This is a genomic window from Staphylococcus sp. MSU001, assembly GCF_052976705.1.
In genome coordinates this window covers 18,341-41,675 of the sequence record NZ_JBRIKK010000007.1, presented here as the reverse complement: position 1 = coordinate 41,675, position 23,335 = coordinate 18,341, and the positions used below count along the sequence as shown (strand labels likewise).

Below are 23,335 nucleotides of genomic sequence, written 5' to 3'. Positions count from 1 at the left end.
GTACATTTATTCTTTAACGATGTGTTTAACTTTATTAAGATTTTCAATAACAACATCATCAGGTTTTTTTGTTAATTTACTTACGATGTACGTAATCAATACGCTAACTATGAAACCCGGTATAATTTCATACATACCAAAGAATGCATTGATTGTAGCCAAAGGTTTAATCCAAGAAATCCAAATAATAACAACTACAGCACCAGCTACCATTCCGCTAATAGCTCCTGCACGTGTTAAATCTTTCCAATACAAAGAGTAGAGTACTAAAGGACTAAAAGCAGCTCCAAAGCCAGCCCAAGCATTACCAACTAAATTTAATATTGTATCGTTTGGATGCCAAGCAATCGTAATAGCAACTATCGCAACAAGTAAAACTGATAATCGTCCAATCAAAACAAACTCTTTTTGGTGTGATGATGCTTTATCTGAACCTCTGATTAGTTTATAGAAATCTTCAGTTAAAGAACTTGATGTTACTAGTAATTGTGAAGAGATAGTACTCATTATTGCAGCAAGGATGGCTGCTAATAAAAATCCACCTACAAGCGGATGAAATAAAATTTGACTCATCACAATAAATAGTGTTTCAGGATCTTCTAATTTAATATGCTTTTCAGATATAAATGAAATTCCTGTTAATCCCACACCTATCGCTCCTAATAAACCGACTGCCATCCAACTTATTCCCAGACGTCTGGCTTTTGGTAGTAATTTATGTGATTTGATAGACATAAATCTTACTATAATATGTGGTTGACCAAAATATCCGAGTCCCCATGAAAATAATGAAACAATGCCTAAAATAGTGGTTCCTCTAAATAAATCTAAGTTTGTAGGTTTCATTTGAGCAACATCATGAAATGTATCCCAACCGTTGAGTTTAAGCATTGCAACGATAGGTACCATTACCATAGCAATAAGCATAATCACACCTTGAAAAAAATCAGTAATTGATACAGCTAAATAGCCACCAAAGAAAGTGTAAAAAATAACTATAATAGCCACTATCAAAAGTCCTACGTGATAGTTTAATCCAAATGCACTTTCAAAGAGTTTTCCGCCAGAAACGAAACCTGAATGCGTATATAGAGTGAAAAAAACGACAATAATCAATCCTGAAATAATTTTAATAATATTCTTCTTATCATCTAGTCTATTTTTAAAAAAGTCTGGGAGTGTAATAGCATCTCCCGCAACCTCTGTAAATACACGTAGTCTTGGAGCAACAACAAAATAATTAATGTATGCACCTAAGGTTAATCCAATTGTTATCCAAATGGCGGATAAACCTGTACTGTAAACTGAACCTGGAAGTCCCATAATCATCCATCCAGACATATCAGAGGCACCAGCTGATAATGCTGTGATATATGGTCCGATACTACGCCCTCCCAACATAAATTCACTTAAGTTTCCAGTAGCTTGTCGATAACCATAGAAGCCGATAATTAGAAGGATTAAGAAATAGACAATAATCATAACGTAAGTCTGCCAATTTGCATCAATTTGATTACTGAGAGCTGTACCTAATGTAAACATAATTAACACTCCCTTTATTAAATAATGATATAAGATACATGTAATATTATACAATGTAACTAAATGTTCAGAAAAGTAAAACTTTTAATGGTAGTATTAAAAGTCTTTGATAAAAGGTGTTTAACCCTAAATGCGTCTTATGATTAATCAATATCTATTGCATAAATATGTACAAAATTATTATTAGAATTAAAATTTAATTCATCTATCATTTTAAGACATAGAGATGACAATTAGCGGTATTCATATGTAAAAGTTTATTAAACACCTTAAATATCAAGTGTTTATTTTGAGTAACTTATTCATAAATATTTAGATTTTTGGTTCGAAATTTGATACAATTTGGTGATGAATGAGTATTAAGGAGGCTTTTATTTAATGACTAAAGTTACACGTGAAGAAGTTGAACATATTGCTAATTTAGCTAGACTTCAAATTTCTTCTGAAGAAACAGAAGAAATGGCTAATACTTTAGAAAGTATTTTAGATTTTGCGAAACAAAATGATAGTGCCGATACAGAAGGTATTGAGCCAACTTATCACGTATTAGATTTACAAAACGTATTACGTGACGATAAAGCAATCGAGGGCATTCCTCAAGAATTAGCATTGAAAAATGCGAAAGAAACAGAAGATGGTCAATTTAAAGTGCCATCCATCATGAATGGGGAGGATGCTTAAGATGAGTATTCGTTTTGAATCTATCGAAAAATTAACTGAATTAATCAAAAATAAAGAAATTAAACCTTCTGATGTAGTAAAAGATATATACGCAGCTATTGAAGAAACTGATCCAACAATCAAGTCATTCTTAGCTTTAGATAAAGAAAATGCAATAAAAAAAGCCGAAGAATTAGATGAATTACAAGCTAAAGATCAAATGGATGGTAAACTATTTGGAATTCCAATGGGAATCAAAGATAATATCATCACAAAAGATGTAGAAACTACGTGTGCAAGTAAAATGTTAGAAGGGTTTGTACCTATTTATGAATCTACTGTAATGAACAAACTACATGATGAAAACGCGGTATTAATTGGTAAATTAAACATGGATGAGTTTGCAATGGGTGGCTCTACAGAGACTTCATATTTTAAGAAAACATTAAATCCTTTCGATCACACAGCAGTACCAGGTGGATCTTCAGGTGGTTCTGCAGCAGCAGTTGCAGCAGGTTTAGTTCCTTTTAGTTTAGGGTCAGACACTGGTGGTTCTATTAGACAACCTGCATCTTATTGTGGCGTAGTTGGTATGAAACCGACTTATGGCCGTGTATCACGTTTTGGTTTAGTTGCATTTGCTTCTTCTTTAGATCAAATTGGACCAATCACGCGTAATGTTAAAGATAACGCATTAGTACTTGAGGCAATTTCCGGTGTTGATGCGAATGATTCTACAAGCGCACCTGTTGATGATGTAGATTTTACTTCTGATATTGGTAAAGATATTAAAGGTCTTAAAATTGCATTACCTAAAGAATATTTAGGTGAGGGTGTAAGTGAAGAAGTGAAGACTTCTGTAAAAGAAGCGGTTGAAACGTTAAAATCACTTGGTGCTGAAGTTGACGAAGTCTCATTACCAAATACAAAATATGGTATTCCATCATATTATGTTATTGCGTCATCAGAGGCTTCAGCAAACTTAGCTCGATTTGATGGTATTAGATATGGATATCATTCTAAAGAAGCACAATCGTTAGAAGAATTATATAAAATGTCCAGATCGGAAGGCTTTGGTGAAGAAGTCAAAAGACGTATCTTCTTAGGTACTTTTGCTTTAAGCTCAGGTTATTACGATGCATACTATAAAAAATCTCAAAAAGTTAGAACGTTAATTAAAAATGATTTTGACAAAGTATTTGAATCTTACGATGTTGTGGTTGGACCGACAGCACCTACAACAGCATTTAATATTGGCGAAGAAATTGATGATCCTTTAACTATGTATGCGAATGACTTATTAACTACACCAGTTAACCTTGCTGGTTTACCTGGTATTTCAGTTCCTTGTGGACAATCAAACGGACGCCCAATTGGTTTGCAATTAATTGGTAAACCTTTTGATGAAAAAACGTTATATCGTGTCGCTTATCAATTTGAAACACAATACAACTTACATGACGCATACGAAAATTTATAAGGAGTGGAAATCATGCATTTTGAAACAGTAATCGGACTTGAAGTTCATGTTGAGTTAAAAACGGACTCAAAAATGTTCTCTCCATCACCAGCACATTTTGGAGCTGAACCAAATTCAAATACAAATGTTATCGACTTAGCTTATCCAGGTGTGTTACCAGTAGTTAATAGACGTGCAGTAGATTGGGCAATGAGAGCTTCAATGGCATTAAATATGGATATTGCTACAAATTCTAAATTCGATCGTAAAAACTATTTCTATCCAGATAATCCAAAAGCATACCAAATTTCTCAGTTTGATCAACCTATTGGAGAAAACGGCTATATTGATATTGAAGTTGATGGAGAAACAAAACGTATCGGTATTACACGTCTTCATATGGAAGAAGATGCAGGTAAATCAACACATAAAGATGGATATTCTTTAGTAGACTTAAACCGTCAAGGTACACCATTAATTGAAATTGTATCTGAACCCGATATTCGTTCACCTAAAGAAGCATATGCTTATCTTGAAAAACTACGTTCAATCATTCAATATACGGGTGTATCTGATTGTAAAATGGAAGAGGGCTCCCTACGTTGTGATGCTAATATTTCACTTCGTCCATATGGTCAAAAAGAATTTGGTACAAAAACTGAATTGAAAAATCTTAACTCATTTAACTACGTTAAAAAAGGTTTAGAATATGAAGAAAAACGTCAAGAAGAAGAATTATTAAATGGTGGAGAGATTGGTCAAGAAACACGTCGATTTGATGAATCTACTGGTAAAACAATTTTAATGCGTGTGAAAGAAGGTTCAGATGATTACAGATATTTCCCTGAACCAGATATTGTACCATTGTATGTAGATGAAGATTGGAAAGCACGTGTGAGACAAACAATTCCAGAATTACCAGATGAACGTAAAGCTAAATACGTAAATGATCTTGGACTTCCAGAATATGATGCGCATGTATTAACCTTAACTAAAGAAATGTCTGATTTCTTTGAAGGCGCAATTGACCATGGTGCAGATGTTAAACTTACTTCCAACTGGTTAATGGGTGGTGTTAACGAGTATCTTAATAAAAATCAAGTTGAATTAAAAGATACGCAACTAACTCCTGAAAATTTAGCTGGTATGATTAAATTAATAGAAGACGGAACAATGAGTAGTAAAATCGCTAAAAAAGTTTTTCCAGAACTAGCTGAAAATGGTGGAGATGCTAAACAAATTATGCAAGATAAAGGTTTAGTACAAATTTCTGATGAAGCAACATTACTTAAATTTGTAACTGATGCTTTAGATAATAATCCACAATCAATAGAAGATTATAAAAATGGTAAAGGTAAAGCTATGGGATTCTTAGTGGGTCAAATTATGAAAGCTTCTAAAGGTCAAGCTAACCCACAAAAAGTTAATAGCCTATTAAAACAAGAATTAGATAACCGTTAATTCGAAAATTATAATACTTTAAGCTTCTAACAAAGAATATGAACTTTGTTAGAAGCTTTTATTACTTTTGAAAAGTATAGGTATTAAGTTTCTTAATGTTTAAAATTACATATATTTCACCTTTGTTGTACCGAATAGTTTAGAGAAATCGGAAATAAATACTTTTAACTGATGTATAAATCATATAATATAAGTAATGAGTATATGAATTTGAGGGATTAACTATGAGAAAACGTGCAAGAATTATATATAATCCAACATCAGGAAAAGAACTTTTTAAACGTGTATTACCAGATGCACTGATTAAACTTGAGAAAGCAGGTTATGAAACGAGTGCATATGCAACTGAAAAAATTGGTGATGCTACTTTTGAAGCTGAAAGAGCACTAGAAAATGAATATGATTTACTCATTGCAGCTGGAGGTGACGGTACGTTAAATGAGGTGGTCAATGGAATCGCCGAGCAACCCAATCGTCCTAAATTAGGTGTAATACCAATGGGAACCGTTAATGACTTTGGAAGAGCGCTTCATTTACCAAACGATATAATGGGAGCGATTGATGTAATTATTGATGGTCATACAACCAAGGTAGATATTGGAAAGATGAATAATCGTTATTTCATTAACCTAGCTGCAGGGGGGAAACTAACACAAGTATCTTACGAAACACCAAGTAAGTTGAAATCAATTGTAGGACCGTTCGCGTATTACATTAAAGGATTTGAAATGTTACCTCAAATGAAAGCGGTAGATGTACGTATCGAATATGATGATAACATCTTCCAAGGAGAAGCTTTACTATTCCTTCTAGGTTTAACGAATTCAATGGCTGGCTTTGAAAAATTAGTTCCAGATGCGAAGCTTGACGACGGTTATTTCACGTTAATTATTGTAGAAAAAGCAAATCTTGCTGAATTGGGCCATATTATGACATTAGCGTCTCGAGGTGAGCACACAAAGCATCCTAAAGTCATTTATGCTAAAGCGAAGTCTATTAATATTTCATCATTTACTGATATGCAACTTAATGTTGATGGTGAATACGGTGGGAAATTACCTGCAAATTTCCTTAATTTAGAACAGCACATAGAAATTTTCACACCTAAAGATGTATTTAACGAAGAACTATTAGAAAATAATACAATACCTGATATTACGCCAGATAAGCATTGAAATTATTACGACAAATTACGACATCAAATTTAAGGTTAGGAATGCCACACATTATATTCCTAACCTTTTTGTATGTAGGAGGGAAAAAATTGGAAACATTTAAGAAAAACGATGTTAAAACGGGAAAGGTTATTGATTTAACTCATGAGGGACATGGAGTTGTTAAAGTTGATCGATATCCAATTTTTATTCCTAATGCTTTAATTGATGAACAAATTAAATTTAAATTAATTAAAGTGAAAAAGAATTTTGCTATAGGAAAATTGATAGAGGTCATAAGTGAAAGTGATGATAGAGTGACACCGCCTTGTGTTTATTATGCAAAGTGTGGTGGTTGTCAATTACAACATATGACATATAGAGCACAATTGGATATGAAAAGAGAACAAGTAGTTAATCTTTTTCACAGAAAAGGCCCTTTTGAGAATACCATCATAAAAGAAACTATTGGCATGGATAATCCTTGGCGTTACCGTAATAAATCTCAAATTCCTGTAGGTCAAGGTAACTCCAATCAAGTTATAATGGGATTCTATAGACAACGTAGCCATGACATTATAGATATGGATAGTTGTCTTATACAAGATAAACAACATCAAGAAGTAATGAATCGAGTGAAGTACTGGCTCAATGAATTAAATATATCTATATATAACGAAAAAGCGAAAACAGGTTTAATACGTCATTTAGTAGTAAGGACTGGTTATCATACCGATGAAATGATGGTTATCTTTGTTACAAATGGAGCAACATTTAAACAATCAGAACTGTTAGTAAACAAGCTGAAAAAAGAATTTCCAAATATAACAAGTATTAAACAGAATATAAACAATAGCCATTCTAATGTTATTATGGGGCGTCAATCAATGACTTTATATGGTAAAGACAAAATTGAAGACCAATTAAGTGAAGTAATTTATCATATTTCTGATTTATCATTTTATCAAATTAACTCATCACAAACTGAAAAACTTTATCAGCAAGCTCTGAATTATGCTCAATTAACAGGAAAAGAAATAGTATTGGATACGTATTGTGGTATAGGAACGATTGGGCTATATATGGCACCACAAGCCAAGCATGTTTATGGAGTAGAAGTTGTTCCGCAAGCCATAAAAGATGCGGAAGACAATGCGACTAAAAACCAACTAAAAAATACGACTTTCGAATGTGGAAAAGCAGAAGATGTTATCTTAACATGGAAATCACAAGGGATTAAACCTGACGTAGTCATGGTAGATCCACCTAGAAAAGGATGCGATGAAACTTTCTTAACTACTCTTTTAAAATTAAATCCGAAAAGGATTGTTTATATATCATGTAACCCTTCAACGCAACAAAGAGATGCGCAAATATTGGCTGAACAATACGAGTTAGTAGAAATTACACCAGTTGATATGTTCCCACAAACAACACATATTGAGACTGTAGCATTATTTGTACGCAAAGATGAAGAGTGAATTTAATAGAAATCAATTCATTATTATTTTGAAGTGATTGTTAAGATTGTATTACAAGCAACTTACTTTATTGAAAAAGGTCTTTTTTAGCTATAATAAAAATTGTATACTGTTTTTGAAAATAGAGAACTGGAGGGGTGAATGTGCATAAAATAGATTTATCAGGCAATAAATTTCAAATCCAACGATTTGTTCTGTTGCAAATTGTATTGGCGCTATTTACAATACTATTTACTTATAAATGGGCTTATCAAACAACGCATATCATTGAACAAAATTTTGTCATGAATCTTATTTTGGGCTTTGTAGGTTTCGCAGTGCTAGTTATTTTGCATGAGTTTATTCATCGTATTTTGTTCATTATATTTTCTAAAGGTGAAAAACCATCTTTAAAATATGATAAAAACAAAATTATTGTACAGTTCTCTCAGACTTGTTTTCATCGGTGGCAATTTACAATTATCATGATAGCACCACTTGTTATCATAAGTGCGACCTTACTAGCACTTATTCAAATATATTCCTTCTCATCTTTAATCTTTATGTTTAGTATACATACAAGTTATTGCATGATAGATGTGTTTTTAGTAGCATTGGCATTACAAAGCAAATTCAAATATATACAAACTTATGGAGAAGGTTTGTATCTTTATCAACAAAAGCCCACTCAAACCTATTATGAATAATCACTAATTATACTGACAAGCGCATATATTAAAGTTGATAATTGATTTAAAAATTTCATTTCTTATTTTTCAACTCGTTTCCATCGTAATAAACAAATATCTCATTAAAATATGCAACTACATTCACATAACCACTTATGTAGGAAAGGATAGGACTATGAATTTATTCTAAAATTGTAGTCCTATTTTTTGCTATTACATTAAGTAAATAAACAATACAAGTATTATCATGTGCACAATACATGTAATGATAAAACTGATGGCGTATAATAGTATAAAGCTATTTTTTGGAAGACATAGTGAGGTGAGTCGATGACTGAAAGAAGAATTATTCATATAGATATGGATTATTTTTTTGCTCAAGTTGAAATGAGAGATAATCCTAAATTAAAAGGAAAACCTGTCATCGTTGGTGGTAAAGCGAGTCATCGAGGCGTTGTTTCTACGGCATCATACGAAGCAAGAGCTTATGGTGTTCACTCTGCTATGCCTATGACTCAAGCACATAAGCTGTGCCCCAATGGCTATTATGTAACAAGCCGTTTTGATGCTTATAGAGAGGTATCTGGTCAAATCATGGAAATATTCAGAAGTTATACAGAATTAGTAGAACCTATGTCTTTAGATGAAGCTTATTTAGATATTACACATTTAGTGAGACCGGATTTATCAGCATCAACTATTGCAAATTATATTCGCAGAGATATATACGAAGTAACACGTTTAACTGCGTCAGCTGGCGTGTCTTATAATAAGTTTTTAGCTAAGTTAGCGAGTGGTATGAACAAGCCAAATGGTTTGACAGTTATTGATTACAATAATGTACATGAAATATTAATGCAATTAGATATTGGAGATTTTCCAGGGGTAGGCAAAGCGTCGAAGAAAAAAATGCATCAACATCATATATATACAGGTCAAGATTTATATAATAAAGATGAATTTGAATTAATACGCTTGTTCGGTAAAAGAGGACGAGGTTTGTATAATAAAGCTCGAGGTATAGACCATAATGAAGTAAAGGCGAGTAGAGTTCGTAAATCTGTTGGGACTGAAAGGACATTTTCTACAGATGTTAACGATGATGATGTTATTTTAAGAAAAATAAGAGAACTTTCAGGAAAAACAGCAGAGCGTTTAAATAAAATTCAAAAATCAGGAAAAACAGTCACTGTAAAGATAAAGACTTATCAATATGAAACAATCTCAAAACAAAAAAGTTTGAGAGATCCTATTCGTACTGAAACTGATATTTATAATATTGCATATACTTTATATAACGACTTAAAAGATCCAGAGATTCCGATTCGATTAATAGGTGTAACGGTTGGGAGTTTAGTGCAATCTGATTTTAAAAATTTAACAATATATGATTTTATTTAAATGGCTGATGAACACAGGTTAAGTGGACAATCAGCCTTTATCTTTAAGATTTTTTCCATATATATTTAACATGCTTTGAAGATCATCATAATGTTTCAATAAGCGGTAGGTAATCATTGCACAAGCTTTAGCATCATTTAACGCATCATGATGACCGTGAAAATCTAAATGGTAATGATTCATTAAATGTTTTAGTCCATAACGATATGCATTTATTGTTCGTTTAGCTAATTGATATGAACAAAAGTATGTCAAAGAAGGAGTATCTATATTAAGACTTTTTAAACTTTGATGTAACACATTCATATCAAAAGCAGCATTATGGGCAAAAACAGGAAGTTGATCAATAAATTGTAGCATATATGGATAGACATGCTTGAATCCAGGAGCATCTTGCACATCTTCGGGGTGGATGCCGTGTACATTAATATTTGTTTCAGTAAAGTAGTCAAAAGGATTCACAAGGGTATGAAATGACTCTGTTATTTGATTATCAATAACTTTAACCATTCCTACAGAGCATATGCTTGTTCGTTTACCGTTAGCAGTTTCAAAGTCCAGTGCAACAAATGCATTTTGTGCCATTATTTCATTCCTTTCAATTATTTTTGGTTATGTGAGTATTTAATGTCAATATTTTATTACAATAACAATTTTATAGATAGTAAAACGGGTTAAAACAAATGATTTATGCATTAAAAAAACCCTTAAATCATTTATCTTTGAGGAGATTTAAGGGTAAATAACACAATATTTAGGAATAAGTTATTGTAATTATTACTCGTTGAATGAACGCGCTGCTAATTCTTTTTCATATAAGTAAAGTGTATTACAATCGTCACCAATACGAGTAAGGTAATCTATATGAGTTTCAAATGTAGATTCTTCTTCAACTTGTTCATCTAAGAACCAGTTTAAAAATGAAATTGTAGCATAATCTTTATCATTCCGAGCTAATTCTGATAGATTATAGAAACGTTGAGTAACATCACGTTCTTGAGCTAAACTATCTTTAAATGTTTCTAAAATAGAAGAAAATTCTACTTTAGGAGCTTTAATTGTATCAAAAATAGCATGTTCGCCACGATCATTGATATAGTCATAGATTTTTTTACCGTGGAAACGTTCCTCTTTAGCTTGTTCTATATAAAAATTTGCAAATCCGTCATAAGATTCTTTGTCACAGTATGCCGCCATTGCCATATATGCGTGCGCTGCAAAATATTCTTGATTCATCTGTTCATTTAAAGCTGCTAATAGTTCTTTACTTAACATCTTCAATCACCCCGTATAAATAAAAATAAGATTCTTGTATATTATAACAAAACTTTTCTCAATAGCAAATAATAATTATTATAATCTAGAAGTAGTGATTATCGTTCTTATTAATAATTATTCTAATTTGTGAAATGAATAGCACATCTTAGATGAGAATCTTTTTTGTTATACCCTTTACGTGTTATAATTACTCGAGTGCAAATTGGAGGAGGAAACGCATGAGACAATGGACTGCAACCCACATGGCTAAGTTAGCAAGGAAAGCAAGTATAGCTGTAGGTAAAAAGGGTACAGACTTGCCGGGACAGATTGCAAGACGTGTGGATCATAATATTTTAAGAAAATTAGCTAAACAAGTAGATGACATTGTTTTTATTAGTGGGACTAATGGTAAAACGACTACATCTAACTTAATTGGACATACTTTAAAGAAAAATCAAATAAACATTATTCACAATAATGAAGGGGCAAATATGGCAGCAGGGATAACTTCTGCTTTCATTATGCAAAGCTCTAAGGATACTAATATTGCGATAATTGAAATAGATGAAGGATCTATACCACGTGTTTTAAACGAAATTACACCCTCTATGATGGTGTTTACAAATTTCTTTAGAGATCAAATGGATCGATTTGGTGAAATCGATATTATGGTTGATAATATTGCAAAATCAATAAGTAACAAAGGGATAAAATTATTATTAAATGCAGATGATCCGTTTGTGAGTCGTTTGAAAATTGCAAGTCATTCCATTGTGTATTACGGAATGAAAAAATTTGCACATGAATTTGAACAAAGTACAATGAATGAAAGTAAATATTGTCCTAATTGTGGACGATTATTGCAATATGACTATATACATTATAATCAAATTGGACATTATCACTGTGAGTGTGGATTTAAACGAGAAGTACCTACATATGAAGTCTCATCATTTGAAGCTTCACCATTCTTAAAAATGATAATAAACCAAAGTGAGTTTAATATGAAAATTGCAGGAGATTTTAATTCTTATAATGCAATAGCAGCTTATACCGTATTAAGAGAATTGGGATTAAATGATGATGCAATACGCAAAGGTTTTGAAACATATACGTCTGATAATGGTCGAATGCAGTATTTTTCAAAAAATAAGAAGGAAGCTATGATTAATCTAGCAAAAAATCCAGCTGGAATGAATGCAAGCCTATCAGTAGGCGAACAAATTGATGAAAAAAAAGTTTATGTTATTAGTCTTAATGACAACGCGGCAGATGGTCGAGATATTTCATGGATATACGATGCTGACTTTGAAAAGCTGGCTACCCAAGATATCGAAGCTATCATTGTAAGCGGTACACGTGCTGAGGAACTACAATTACGTCTCAAACTTGCTGAAGTTGAAGTGCCTATTAAGGTTGAAAAGGATATCTACAAAGCGACTGCATTAACTATGAAATACAGTTCATTTACGGTAGCAATTCCAAACTATACATCATTAACACCAATGCTTGAACAACTTAATCGCTCATTTGAAGGAGGGCAATCGTAAGATGAATGAACTAACGGTTTATCATTTCATGTCAGATAAGCTTAATTTATACAGTGATATTGGTAATATCATGGCATTAAAACAAAGAGCTAAAAAAAGAAATATTAAGATAAATGTTAAAGAAATCAATGAGACTGAAGGAGTCACATTTGATGATTGCGATATTTTCTTCATTGGTGGTGGGAGTGATAGGGAACAAGCGCTTGCCACAAAGGAATTAAGTAAGATTAAAACGTCGTTAAAAAATGCAATTGAAGATGGTATGCCTGGGTTAACTATATGCGGTGGTTATCAATTTTTAGGTCATAAGTATATTACTCCTGATGGTACCGAGTTAGAAGGATTGGGTGTTCTTGATTTCTATACCGAGTCTAAAAAAGAACGCTTAACTGGAGATATCATTATAGAGAGTGATACTTTTGGCACGATTGTTGGATTTGAAAATCATGGTGGTAGAACATATCATTCGTATGGAACATTAGGTCGAGTAACGTATGGTTATGGTAATAATGATAACGATCGAAAAGAAGGTATACACTATAAAAATCTATTAGGTTCTTATCTTCACGGCCCAATTTTACCAAAAAATCATGAAATAACTGATTATCTACTTGAGAAAGCATGTGAAAGAAAAGGGATACTATTTGAGCCTAAAAAGATTGATAACACCGAGGAAGAAGCTGCTAAGCAAGTTCTGATTAAACGTGCAAAAGAAAATAAAAAATAACTCAATACAACTTAATTTTTAATAATGATTGTTAATCATGACGATAATTGATTATTAGTATAAAGACTTATCATATTAATGCCTCTAGAACATCAATGCATGTTCTAGAGGCATTTTAACGTACTAGAAGCCAATGACTGAATTGTAAATAACTTATGACGATGTTAATTAACAAAAGGTCAGGAACGAAGTGATGAGCATTTCCTTCTAAAACACTAAAGAAAATGTGGAAAGTGGGATGTGTTGAGATGAAAAAAAACAATTTCTTCTATATGAATACGTAGCACCTTTTGATAAACATTTAGGAAACGTTAATGTTCATTGACCTTGAAACATAGACACTCAAGTGCTAATTTCTATTATCTACGAAAAAAACACTTTGAAACATATAATTGTTGTTAAACTGTAATTGAACCATACAATAAATATAGGAGTGAAAATATGAAGATTTTTAAATTGACGTCATTGACTCTAGCTGCTTTAACGTTAGCCTTTCCGTTTTCACATGTCGCACAAGCACATACTTACTTAGAAAAGCATCATCAAACAAACGAAACCAAACAATCTCATAGCTTTTCTTTAGAAGGTGAGGCTGGTAAAAATCCAACATTTTTAACTCAACCTCAATTTATTACTTCTCTAGATAATGGTCATTTAAATATTAATGGTTATCAGATTCAACAAGATGATACTAATGATATTGAATACAAAAAGATTTATGATCAAGAAATCAGAGCTACAAGCAATCATACAGCGATAAGTGTACGTTTCAGTATTAATAATCAATCACTATCATTTGAAAGTATGAAAGATGCATACCCAAAAGAGAGATTGAATCATATTCCACATACAAGCAGTGATTCACAATATCCAGAAGACGGTATATATGTCTATCATGGTAAAATGATTAAATTACAATACAAAGTGACACAAGGATTTGTTACGAGCGTGACGATAGGTGAAGGTGTAGACGAATAGTTTGCCAAACATTCAAATTTAAAGCGTTAACGAGATTTATGCGTATATTTATATGTATCAAGAAAGCCGTAGATAAACTTTGTTCTACGGCTTTGTATCATATTTAATTATTTTTTGAATAGGTAATAAAGTAATTATTTTTAACGTCATATTATTTTGCATAACGTGAATCTAAAATTTTGTATATGAGTAGAATTTCATATATGAGTGTACTTTTCATTTGATTTTGGTCAAACTCATCCATCTGTTTAACAGAAGACTTTAATGTTGCAATAGATTCTTTTTGACGTGTAAAGCTTCCTTTTTGAATGATGCCATTAATACTATTACTAATATTAATCAATGCTATCTTCTCATTAGCATCAAAAGCAATAGACGTATGTTTGGGTAAATAAATAATGTTAGATAAATGTGAAATAAATAAACGGTTGTTATAAGCGCGATTTGTAAGGCGATTTAATAATTTCCAATTATCTTCATTTTTATGATAATGAAGTTCATCTCTTTGATAACTCATTAATGTTTCAGCTTTTTGAGCAATTATGTTTAATTTTGATAATTCTTTACTAGTCTTCTCTGAGCTGAATTTTCCTAATAATAACTCATTACAGCGTACATAAAATAAATTATACATTTTTTTCTCACTAAGGGCTAATTGCTCTTCAAGTTGATGATAATACTTAGGTGGTAAGATGATAAAATTGACTAATCCAGCCGTAACAAGCCCTATAAGAGCTGTAAGTAACCGTGAAAAGAAATTGAATACATATGCTTCATGTATACCTGGAATCATCGCAACGGAAGTTAATACTGCAACAGTTGTTCCTACCTGTAAATTAAGTTTAGTGCAAATCAAAATGGTAAATGTAGCACTTAAAGCATAACTTAACGGCGATTGATCACCGAAGACATATGTAAAGACAACAGCAAATAACGCACCGATAACTGTTGCTGGTAGCCTTTTATACCCCTTTTTTAATGATGCTTTAGCAGTAGGTTCAATTGTAACAATTGCAGTAAGTATGGCAAAAATTGGAGTGAGGTTTAACAACATACAAAATAAAGACGTAAAAAAAGTAGCCAAACCAGTTTTAATAGTTCGCGCTCCAATTATATGTCTATACCATTTATCATTCATATCATACTGACTCCTCTTAAGAAAAGGAAATTCGAAAAGACTTTACTTTAGACAAATTTTCTTTCTTTGAAAATTAATTTAACTATTACGAATCGTTATACATTCATATTTAGTATATCAAAAAATTTTTGCTATAATAAGATGTAATATAATTTATAAAGGAACGGGATAAAATGATTGTTAAAACTGATGAAGAATTACAAGCGTTAAAAGAAATAGGTTACATTTGTGCAAAAGTCAGAGATACTATGAAAGAAGCTACTCAACCTGGAGTGACTACCCGTGAATTAGATCACATTGCCAAAGATTTATTTGAAGAGCATGGAGCGATTTCAGCGCCTATTCATGATGAAAACTTCCCAGGTCAAACTTGCATTAGTGTTAACGAAGAGGTCGCACATGGAATCCCTGGTAAACGAGTAATTCGTGAAGGTGACCTAGTTAATATTGACGTATCAGCTTTAAAAAATGGGTACTATGCTGATACTGGTATTTCATTTGTTGTAGGGAAATCAGATCAACCTCTTAAGCAAAAGGTCTGTGACGTAGCCACAATGGCTTTTGAAAATGCTATGAAAAAGGTGAAACCAGGTACAAAATTGAGTAATATTGGAAAAGCTGTTCATGCAACGGCACGACAAAATGACTTGACTGTGATTAAGAATTTAACTGGACATGGTGTTGGACAATCACTTCATGAGGCACCTAATCATGTCATGAATTATTTTGATCCTAAAGATAAAACATTATTAAAAGAAGGGCAAGTCATTGCAGTAGAACCATTCATATCAACACATGCTACATTTGTAACTGAAGGTAAAAATGAATGGGCATTTGAAACTAAGGATAAAAGTTATGTCGCCCAAATTGAACACACGGTTATAGTAACTAAAGATGGTCCGTTACTTACAACTAAGATTGATGATTAATTAAATATTAGTAATTCAAATTAGAATTTAAGATTATGATTTACTTTTTTCATATCTCGTCAGACTAAAGTATGAAGCGTATATGGTTCCGAAGCCTATTTCATTAGGTTTCGGAATTGTTTTATAATAAAGCTTAATCAGTGACGAGGTGATATCATTGAATATTTTAGATTCATATTTACAACAATTTATAAAACGTATTACTAAAAAAAATATCAATGACTATAAAATGTCATTAGATAAGCAAATTAAAAATATTGATACTTATATTAATTATTTAAGAGAAAAAAGATTACAACTAAAGAAGTTAATTGACACCCTCACGCTCTCATTAGAAAATAAATATATAGATTTAGTAAACAATCAAGCAATCTATTGTGCTGAAGAAATACATGATAATGATATTGATATGATTAAATCACAATTAAATGATGCTGAGTCTTATTATGCGAGAATTGAAGCGGATATAAATTTACAATCTAGAATGAAAATAACTACTGAAGAAGCATTCCACTTTATATATCATATGAGTGCTGTAGCATAGAAAGGTGGCGAAATATGACACGCAAATATATATCAACTGAAATGTTGATTATTTTTACTGCTTTAATGATTATTGCCAATTTTTATTATATATTTTTTGAGAAAATTGGTTTTTTACTAGTACTCCTATTAGGATGTGTACTTGTATATGTAGGATATGTGTATTTTCATAAAGTTAGAGGTCTATTATCTTTTTGGATAGGAACTTTATTAATTGCTTTTACACTTTTGTCTAATAAGTATACGATTATTATTCTATTTGTCTTTTTAATTGTAGTCATCATACGTTACTTGGTTTATAAGTTTAGACCTTTAAAAGTGATTGCTACAGATGAAGACATCACATCACCCATTTTCATTAAACAAAAATGGTTTGGTGAACAACATACACCAGTGTATGTATATAAATGGGAAGACGTACAAATTCAACACGGTATAGGAGACATACACATTGACATGACAAAAGCAGCAAATATTAAGGAAACAAATACCATAGTTGTGCGTCATATTTTAGGTAAAGTACAAGTAGTTGTACCTCTTAATTATAATATAAATTTACATGCGACTCTCTTCTACGGTACTGCTTATGTGAATGATAAATCTTATAAGATTGAGAATAACCATGTTCAAATTGAAGAAAAAACGAAAGATGATAATTATACTGTTAATGTTTACGTTTCATCATTCATTGGAGACGTAGAGGTGATTTACAGATGAATCACTACATAAGAGCTATAGGCTCAATGCTTATATTAGTATATAGTATGCTTATTGCTTTTTTATTTATTGATAAAGTGTTTGTAAATATTATCTTTTTTCAAGGGATGTTTTATACACAAATATTTGGAATACCTGTTTTTCTATTTTTAAATTTATTAATAGTTTTTTTATGTATTATAGTTGGATCTGTTTTAGCTTATAAAATTAATCAACAAAATGATTGGATTATTTCCCAAATAGAAAGATCAATAGAAGGACAAACAGTGGGTATCAATGATCAAAATATCGAATTATATACAGAAACGATAGATATTTATCATACACTAGTTCCATTAAATCAAGAATTACATCGACTTAGAATGAAGACTCAGAATTTAACTAATGAAAACTACAATATTAATGATGTAAAAGTCAAAAAGATTATCGAAGATGAGCGACAGCGACTTGCTAGGGAATTGCATGATTCTGTTAGCCAACAATTATTTGCTGCGAGCATGATGCTATCGGCAATAAAAGAGTCGAAATTAGAACCACCTTTAAATCAACAGATACCAATTCTTGAAAAAATGGTTCAAGACTCACAACTTGAAATGAGAGCTTTGTTGTTACATTTAAGACCGATAGGTTTAAAAGATAAGTCTCTAGGTGAAGGTATTAAAGATTTAGTCATCGATTTACAAAAGAAAGTACCAATGAAAGTTTTGCATGAAATTCAAGATTTTGAAGTGCCAAAAGGTATTGAAGATCATTTGTTCAGAATTACACAAGAAGCTATTTCAAATACATTGAGACATTCAAATGGTACGAAAGTAACTGTGGAATTATTTAATCAAGAGGATTATCTTTTACTAAGAATTCAAGATAATGGAAAAGGATTTAATGTAGATGAAAAATTTGAACAAAGTTATGGTTTAAAAAATATGCGAGAACGAGCGTTAGAAATTGGTGCGACGTTTCATATTGTATCTTTACCTGATTCAGGTACACGAATTGAAGTTAAGGCACCATTGAATAAGGAGGAGAATTCAAGTGGCGATTAAAGTTTTATTTGTTGATGATCATGAAATGGTAAGAATCGGTATTTCAAGCTATCTTTCAACACAAGAAGATATAGAAGTAGTAGGTGAGGGTGCTTCTGGTAAGGAGGCTATCACTAAAGCGCATGAGCTAAAACCAGATTTAATATTAATGGATTTACTTATGGACGATATGGATGGTGTAGAAGCTACTACTGAAATAAAAAAAGATTTACCTCAAATTAAAGTAGTCATGTTAACAAGCTTTATAGAAGATAAAGAAGTTTATCGTGCACTTGATTCTGGAGTAGATAGTTATATTTTAAAGACAACAAGTGCAAGTGATATAGCTGACGCTGTGCGTAAAACGTATGAAGGTGAATCAGTATTTGAACCAGAAGTGTTAGTAAAAATGCGCAACCGTATGAAAAAACGTGCCGAGCTTTATGAAATGTTAACAGAAAGAGAAATGGAGATCTTATTACTTATAGCTAAAGGATACTCTAACCAAGAGATTGCAAGCGCCTCTCATATCACCATCAAAACAGTAAAAACTCATGTAAGTAACATACTGAGTAAATTAGAAGTACAAGATCGAACACAAGCAGTAATCTATGCGTTTCAGCATAATTTAATTCAATAAATTATTAAAGGCGAAAGTAACGGTGCATCTACCGATACTTTCGCCTTTCGATATTATCAGTCGGTTGTGTGATGTTCTTCTTTAGATTGATGATTGATATTATAAGTATCATCTTCATTAGAAATATCTACATCTTTATTATCTTTGTAGTATTCATAAGTCGTATTTTCGTTATAATGATTTTCATTGTTATCATCATGTTTAATAGCGGCTTCTTCAGGTGTGTGACCAGCTATGACTTTTCTTTGGTGAATAATTGCATTGATTTCAGCACCGATAATAATAATAAAGCTTGTGATATACAACCATAAGAATAAAATGATAATACCAGCTAAACTTCCGTATGTTTTCGAATAGTTACTAAAGTTTGAAATATAGTAACCGAATGCAAACGACCCTAGTAACCAAATAATGGAAGTGAAAATAGCGCCAGGAATAACGGAACGTAATTTTGTTTTAACATTAGGTGCAACTGAATAAAGTACAGTAAATATGATGAAAATAATAATCAATGGAATAACAATTCGTACTAAATTAAAAATCCATTCAATTTGATTATCAATACCTAGTGGTCCAAATAAAAATTTATTAATGACTGGACCTAGTGTAATAAGTACAACAGCAACAACAAATACTGCACCTAAAACAAGTGTGTATAGTATACTTAATAATTTAACTACTATACCGTTTCGAGAATCTTCAACGTCATAAGCAACATTAAATGAGTTAATGATAGCGGACATTCCATTTGATGCTGACCAAATAGCTAAAATTAACCCAACTGACAAAATACCTCCACTGGCAGTGTCAGAAATATCTTTAACAATTCCGCCAACGATACTAGCTGTTTCTTGATCAGGGACATATTGACTTACTTTTTGATTAATCTGATTAGCATCAATCGTGATGAATTGACCAAGTAGCGTAAGTAAAAAAATTAGCATTGGGAAAAGTGCTAATACAAAATGATACGTCATCTGTGCTGCTAAACCTGCAGCGTCATCTTTACCTATCCTATAAATAAGGTAGGAAAAGAAATTAGAGTTTTCGGTGTATTTTGCTGGTTTATTCAGCCGAGAAACAAAAAATACTTGATTCTTTTTTTTAGGTTTCTTCGATTGGAATTCTTGCGGTTCTATATATGTACGGTCAACTTCTATTTTTTTATTCTTTTTATACTCTTTATCTTCTATTGAATTAAGATATTTAGAAGTTGTTTTCTCTTTTTTTGACATAACAATCTCCTTCGCTTTTTAAGTTTTACATTTAAACTTGTATTCCCATATTTGCGGTATAGTAAAACAAAAATGGTTTTATTTATATATGATAAATCCAATACCCTTTAAAAAGTAATGTATTTTTAACACTCAATGATTATTTTGGCCTAAATTAAATAGAAAGGCAATAGTTTTTGAATATTGATTTATAGTTTTAAACACGAGTTAAAGTATTAAACAAGGGCGAGTCAAAGTTTAACAATCAATGTAGAGTTTATAATCAACAAAGATAAAAAGAGTGGAGCAAAATTCATCTAGAATGAATTCCGTTCCACTTCATAGTCATTGAATATCATAAACTTATATGCCTACATTTTCCAATTGAAGTCCTACTTTCTCAGAAAATGCTACGTATTTAAAAGTTTATTTACCTAAGCGTTGATTTTTACGATTTACAAAAGTTTCTTTAGCATCTTTAATTGAACGTTCTAATTCAGGATTATTGCGACGTATTTCTTCTAATGTATCCTTCCAATACATTACTTCATCTTTGATGCTACTTATTTTTGAAGGTTTACGTGTACGATTTCCTTCTTTGATGTCTTTGAATGATTGTTTTAAAGAATGACGTGTAGATTTATCAGCAAGAGCAGCCGCGCCACCAATTACGGCACCAATTAAAATACCAGGTACTAATTTATTTTCCATAGTTGAATTACCTCTCTTTCAAATTTGCATCTTTTACGATGTAGTCAATTAAATTATCACAAGATGATTGCACCATCTCGAAAACACCTTCAAAATTATTAGTGTAGTATGGATCTGGTACATCACTCTCTTCCATGTTACTAAATTCTAGCAATTTGAACAATTGTCCTTGTAAATTTGGATTGATTTGTTTGATATTGTCTACGTTACTTTGGTCCATAGCAATAATATAGTCAAAATCATCATCAGGTTCGAAAAGTTCGCTCACCATACCATCATAAGGAATATGGTACTTCTGTAGAATTTTTTGTGTTCCATTATGTGGAGGTTCGCCTAAATTCCAACGTCCTGTACCTCTAGAATGAACTTTTATATCTGAAATGCCTCTTTCTTGTAGTCTTTGCCTCATGATAGCTTCAGCCATTGGAGAACGACATATATTACCTAGACATACAAATGCTACATGTATCATAAGTATTCACTCCAAACTATGTATTTATATGCCCATTTTATATACTATCTAAACAATAAGAAAGTACTTAACCTCAAATTCTATCAAAGTTTAACAAAATATGATATTTTGATAGAATATTGAACTAAAGAGGTGAATTAAATGTCATTATCTAATGAAGAAATGATTTCTAATATTAGACAAAAATTAAATATTGTAAATCAAGCATTACTTAATCCGGAAAAATTTAAATCAACACCTCATCAAGACATAAGCGAAATATATGAATTCGTAATGTCTAAAGATTCATTCTCGCCTAGTGAGGTTACGGCCATTGCGGACCATTTAGGACAACTTAGACAAGATATGGAGGATTAATATGACGAGTTATCATAATAAGTTAAAACAATATGCAGAATTATTAGTAAGAGTGGGAATGAATGTACAGCCACATCAACCAGTATTTATACGTTCATCTGTCGAAGCTTTAGAATTAACTCATTTAATCGTCGAGGAAGCATATAAAGCAGGGGCAGAAGATGTTCGAGTGAGTTACACAGACCCGAGATTAAAAAGATTAAAATTTGAAAACGAATCAGTTGAACACTTTGAAAACCAAGAACTCAAACAATATGATATTGAAGAGCGTCTTGATTATGTTAATCGTGGTGCAGCGAACTTGGCACTCATTGCTGAAGATCCAGAGCTATTAAGTGGAATAGACGCGCATAAGTTAAAAGCGTATCAAACTGTATACTCAAAAGGATTTAAACCATATATGGAAGCAAGTCAAAAAAACCAGTTTCCATGGGTAGTGGCTGCTTTTCCTACGCGAGATTGGGCACATCGTGTCTATCCTGAGTTGGATGTTGAATCGGCATATATTAAATTCATTGATGAAGTATTTGATATTGTTCGTGTAGATGGACAAAATCCAATTGAAAATTGGGAAAAACATGTTAAAGATTTAAGTGTTCACGCTAAACGATTACAAGAGAAAAACTATCAAGCTTTACATTACATATCAGAAGGCACGGATTTAATAGTAGGGTTACCTGAAGGACACATATGGGAAGATGCAACAAGTTATGTAAATGGGGACGGTCAACCTTTTATTGCTAATATCCCTACAGAAGAAGTTTTTACAGCTCCAGATAGAAACAATGTTAATGGATATGTAACAAACAAATTACCTTTAAATCTTAATGGTAACATTATAGACGGGTTTACATTGACTTTTAAAGATGGTGTGATAGTTGATGTCAAAGCAGAAAAAGGTGAGAAATTACTTAAAGATTTGATTGCAACTGATGAAGGTGCATGTAGATTAGGGGAAGTAGCACTAGTGCCCGACGATTCACCAATATCAAACCGACGCACAATATTCTATAACACTCTTTTTGATGAAAATGCATCATGCCACCTAGCTATTGGGTCAGCTTATAGTTTTAATATCAAAGGTGGTACTGAAATGACTACAGAAGAAAAAATTACAAATGGACTTAATGATTCCAATATTCATGAAGATTTCATGATTGGTAGTCCTGATTTAACAATTTATGGGATATTGCAAGATGAAACAAAAGAATTAGTTTTTAAAAATGGAAATTGGGCTAAATAGTATAAGTG

Annotated in this window: 24 protein-coding genes; 17 read left to right on the top strand and 7 right to left on the bottom strand. The window is 31.8% G+C overall.

The window, feature by feature from the left end; translation table 11 throughout:
• Positions 1-6 precede the first annotated feature (6 nt).
• Positions 7-1,542 carry a sodium/proline symporter PutP gene (gene putP / locus ACVBFA_RS04610; protein ID WP_046044401.1) on the bottom strand — a complete coding sequence of 512 codons (1,536 nt, stop codon included), beginning with the start codon at positions 1,540-1,542 and terminating at the stop codon, positions 7-9.
• A gap of 378 nt (positions 1,543-1,920) precedes the next feature.
• Here putP and gatC point away from each other — a divergent pair, with 378 nt between their 5' ends.
• From gatC to dinB, 7 genes are all read left to right on the top strand, one after another.
• Positions 1,921-2,223 carry an Asp-tRNA(Asn)/Glu-tRNA(Gln) amidotransferase subunit GatC gene (gatC, locus tag ACVBFA_RS04605; RefSeq protein WP_001830435.1) on the top strand — a complete coding sequence of 101 codons (303 nt, stop codon included), beginning with the start codon at positions 1,921-1,923 and terminating at the stop codon, positions 2,221-2,223.
• A 1-nt stretch (position 2,224) separates the two neighbouring features.
• Positions 2,225-3,682: an Asp-tRNA(Asn)/Glu-tRNA(Gln) amidotransferase subunit GatA gene (gene gatA, locus ACVBFA_RS04600; protein WP_002458553.1), complete on the top strand. Its 1,458-nt coding sequence runs from the start codon at positions 2,225-2,227 to the stop codon at positions 3,680-3,682.
• Positions 3,683-3,694: 12 nt separating this feature from the next.
• Positions 3,695-5,122, top strand: coding sequence for an Asp-tRNA(Asn)/Glu-tRNA(Gln) amidotransferase subunit GatB (gene gatB, locus ACVBFA_RS04595; protein ID WP_126122240.1), 1,428 nt, complete (start codon positions 3,695-3,697; stop codon positions 5,120-5,122).
• Positions 5,123-5,346: 224 nt separating this feature from the next.
• Complete coding sequence (locus ACVBFA_RS04590; RefSeq protein WP_046044400.1) at positions 5,347-6,297, top strand: diacylglycerol kinase; 951 nt, start codon at positions 5,347-5,349, stop codon at positions 6,295-6,297.
• A gap of 89 nt (positions 6,298-6,386) precedes the next feature.
• The gene (rlmD, locus tag ACVBFA_RS04585; RefSeq protein ID WP_164539683.1) at positions 6,387-7,757 is read left to right on the top strand and encodes a 23S rRNA (uracil(1939)-C(5))-methyltransferase RlmD; all 1,371 of its coding nucleotides are present in this window, start codon (positions 6,387-6,389) and stop codon (positions 7,755-7,757) included.
• A gap of 143 nt (positions 7,758-7,900) precedes the next feature.
• Positions 7,901-8,443: a DUF3267 domain-containing protein gene (locus tag ACVBFA_RS04580; RefSeq protein ID WP_002487348.1), complete on the top strand. Its 543-nt coding sequence runs from the start codon at positions 7,901-7,903 to the stop codon at positions 8,441-8,443.
• A gap of 312 nt (positions 8,444-8,755) precedes the next feature.
• Positions 8,756-9,826, top strand: a complete 1,071-nt coding sequence (gene dinB, locus ACVBFA_RS04575; protein ID WP_002458550.1) for a DNA polymerase IV — start codon at positions 8,756-8,758, stop codon at positions 9,824-9,826.
• A gap of 30 nt (positions 9,827-9,856) precedes the next feature.
• On the opposite strand, the gene ACVBFA_RS04570 is transcribed toward dinB, so the two are convergent.
• Positions 9,857-10,411, bottom strand: a complete 555-nt coding sequence (locus ACVBFA_RS04570; protein WP_447158789.1) for a 3'-5' exonuclease — start codon at positions 10,409-10,411, stop codon at positions 9,857-9,859.
• Positions 10,412-10,603: 192 nt separating this feature from the next.
• The gene (ftnA, locus tag ACVBFA_RS04565) at positions 10,604-11,101 is read right to left on the bottom strand and encodes an H-type ferritin FtnA (RefSeq protein ID WP_002447449.1); all 498 of its coding nucleotides are present in this window, start codon (positions 11,099-11,101) and stop codon (positions 10,604-10,606) included.
• A gap of 221 nt (positions 11,102-11,322) precedes the next feature.
• On the opposite strand from ftnA, the gene ACVBFA_RS04560 reads away from it, so the two are divergent.
• The 3 genes from ACVBFA_RS04560 (at position 11,323) to isaB (ending at position 14,341) form a co-directional block, all read left to right on the top strand.
• Positions 11,323-12,636, top strand: coding sequence for a lipid II isoglutaminyl synthase subunit MurT (locus ACVBFA_RS04560; RefSeq protein ID WP_126122241.1), 1,314 nt, complete (start codon positions 11,323-11,325; stop codon positions 12,634-12,636).
• 1 nt (position 12,637) lies between these two features.
• The gene (locus tag ACVBFA_RS04555; RefSeq protein ID WP_002497008.1) at positions 12,638-13,363 is read left to right on the top strand and encodes a lipid II isoglutaminyl synthase subunit GatD; all 726 of its coding nucleotides are present in this window, start codon (positions 12,638-12,640) and stop codon (positions 13,361-13,363) included.
• Positions 13,364-13,804: 441 nt separating this feature from the next.
• Entirely contained in the window at positions 13,805-14,341 is a 537-nt protein-coding gene (gene isaB, locus ACVBFA_RS04550; RefSeq protein WP_126122242.1) for an immunodominant staphylococcal antigen IsaB family protein, read from the top strand.
• A 151-nt stretch (positions 14,342-14,492) separates the two neighbouring features.
• Here isaB and ACVBFA_RS04545 read toward each other — a convergent pair whose 3' ends face one another.
• Positions 14,493-15,479, bottom strand: a complete 987-nt coding sequence (locus ACVBFA_RS04545; protein ID WP_002447445.1) for an FUSC family protein — start codon at positions 15,477-15,479, stop codon at positions 14,493-14,495.
• Between the two features lie 173 nt (positions 15,480-15,652).
• Here ACVBFA_RS04545 and map point away from each other — a divergent pair, with 173 nt between their 5' ends.
• The 5 genes from map to vraR all read left to right on the top strand — a co-directional run bounded on the left by map (position 15,653) and on the right by vraR (position 19,330).
• Positions 15,653-16,408: a type I methionyl aminopeptidase gene (map, locus tag ACVBFA_RS04540; protein WP_002447444.1), complete on the top strand. Its 756-nt coding sequence runs from the start codon at positions 15,653-15,655 to the stop codon at positions 16,406-16,408.
• A gap of 157 nt (positions 16,409-16,565) precedes the next feature.
• Positions 16,566-16,952 (top strand): hypothetical protein, encoded by a 387-nt coding sequence (locus ACVBFA_RS04535; RefSeq protein ID WP_002490302.1) that lies wholly within the window; start codon positions 16,566-16,568, stop codon positions 16,950-16,952.
• 14 nt (positions 16,953-16,966) lie between these two features.
• Entirely contained in the window at positions 16,967-17,668 is a 702-nt protein-coding gene (gene vraT, locus ACVBFA_RS04530) for a cell wall-active antibiotics response protein VraT (protein ID WP_002447442.1), read from the top strand.
• Positions 17,665-18,711, top strand: coding sequence for a sensor histidine kinase VraS (gene vraS / locus ACVBFA_RS04525; RefSeq protein ID WP_002447441.1), 1,047 nt, complete (start codon positions 17,665-17,667; stop codon positions 18,709-18,711). Before vraT ends, vraS begins: the two co-directional genes overlap by 4 nt.
• Positions 18,701-19,330, top strand: coding sequence for a response regulator transcription factor VraR (vraR, locus tag ACVBFA_RS04520; RefSeq protein WP_002473914.1), 630 nt, complete (start codon positions 18,701-18,703; stop codon positions 19,328-19,330). Before vraS ends, vraR begins: the two co-directional genes overlap by 11 nt.
• 56 nt (positions 19,331-19,386) lie before the next feature.
• Here the strand turns inward: vraR and ACVBFA_RS04515 are convergent, their stop codons facing one another.
• From ACVBFA_RS04515 to ACVBFA_RS04505, 3 genes are all read right to left on the bottom strand, one after another.
• A complete protein-coding gene (locus tag ACVBFA_RS04515; RefSeq protein WP_237627255.1) occupies positions 19,387-20,565 on the bottom strand; it encodes a YihY/virulence factor BrkB family protein in 1,179 nt (392 codons plus the stop codon).
• A 405-nt stretch (positions 20,566-20,970) separates the two neighbouring features.
• Positions 20,971-21,255, bottom strand: a complete 285-nt coding sequence (locus ACVBFA_RS04510) for a YtxH domain-containing protein (RefSeq protein ID WP_002447438.1) — start codon at positions 21,253-21,255, stop codon at positions 20,971-20,973.
• A gap of 7 nt (positions 21,256-21,262) precedes the next feature.
• Entirely contained in the window at positions 21,263-21,727 is a 465-nt protein-coding gene (locus ACVBFA_RS04505; protein ID WP_001830437.1) for a low molecular weight protein-tyrosine-phosphatase, read from the bottom strand.
• 141 nt (positions 21,728-21,868) lie between these two features.
• Between ACVBFA_RS04505 and ACVBFA_RS04500 the strand changes: the two genes are divergently transcribed.
• Positions 21,869-22,084 carry a DUF1128 domain-containing protein gene (locus ACVBFA_RS04500; RefSeq protein WP_001830421.1) on the top strand — a complete coding sequence of 72 codons (216 nt, stop codon included), beginning with the start codon at positions 21,869-21,871 and terminating at the stop codon, positions 22,082-22,084.
• Between the two features lies 1 nt (position 22,085).
• Complete coding sequence (locus ACVBFA_RS04495) at positions 22,086-23,327, top strand: aminopeptidase (RefSeq protein WP_002458545.1); 1,242 nt, start codon at positions 22,086-22,088, stop codon at positions 23,325-23,327.
• The last annotated feature ends 8 nt before the right edge of the window (positions 23,328-23,335 follow it).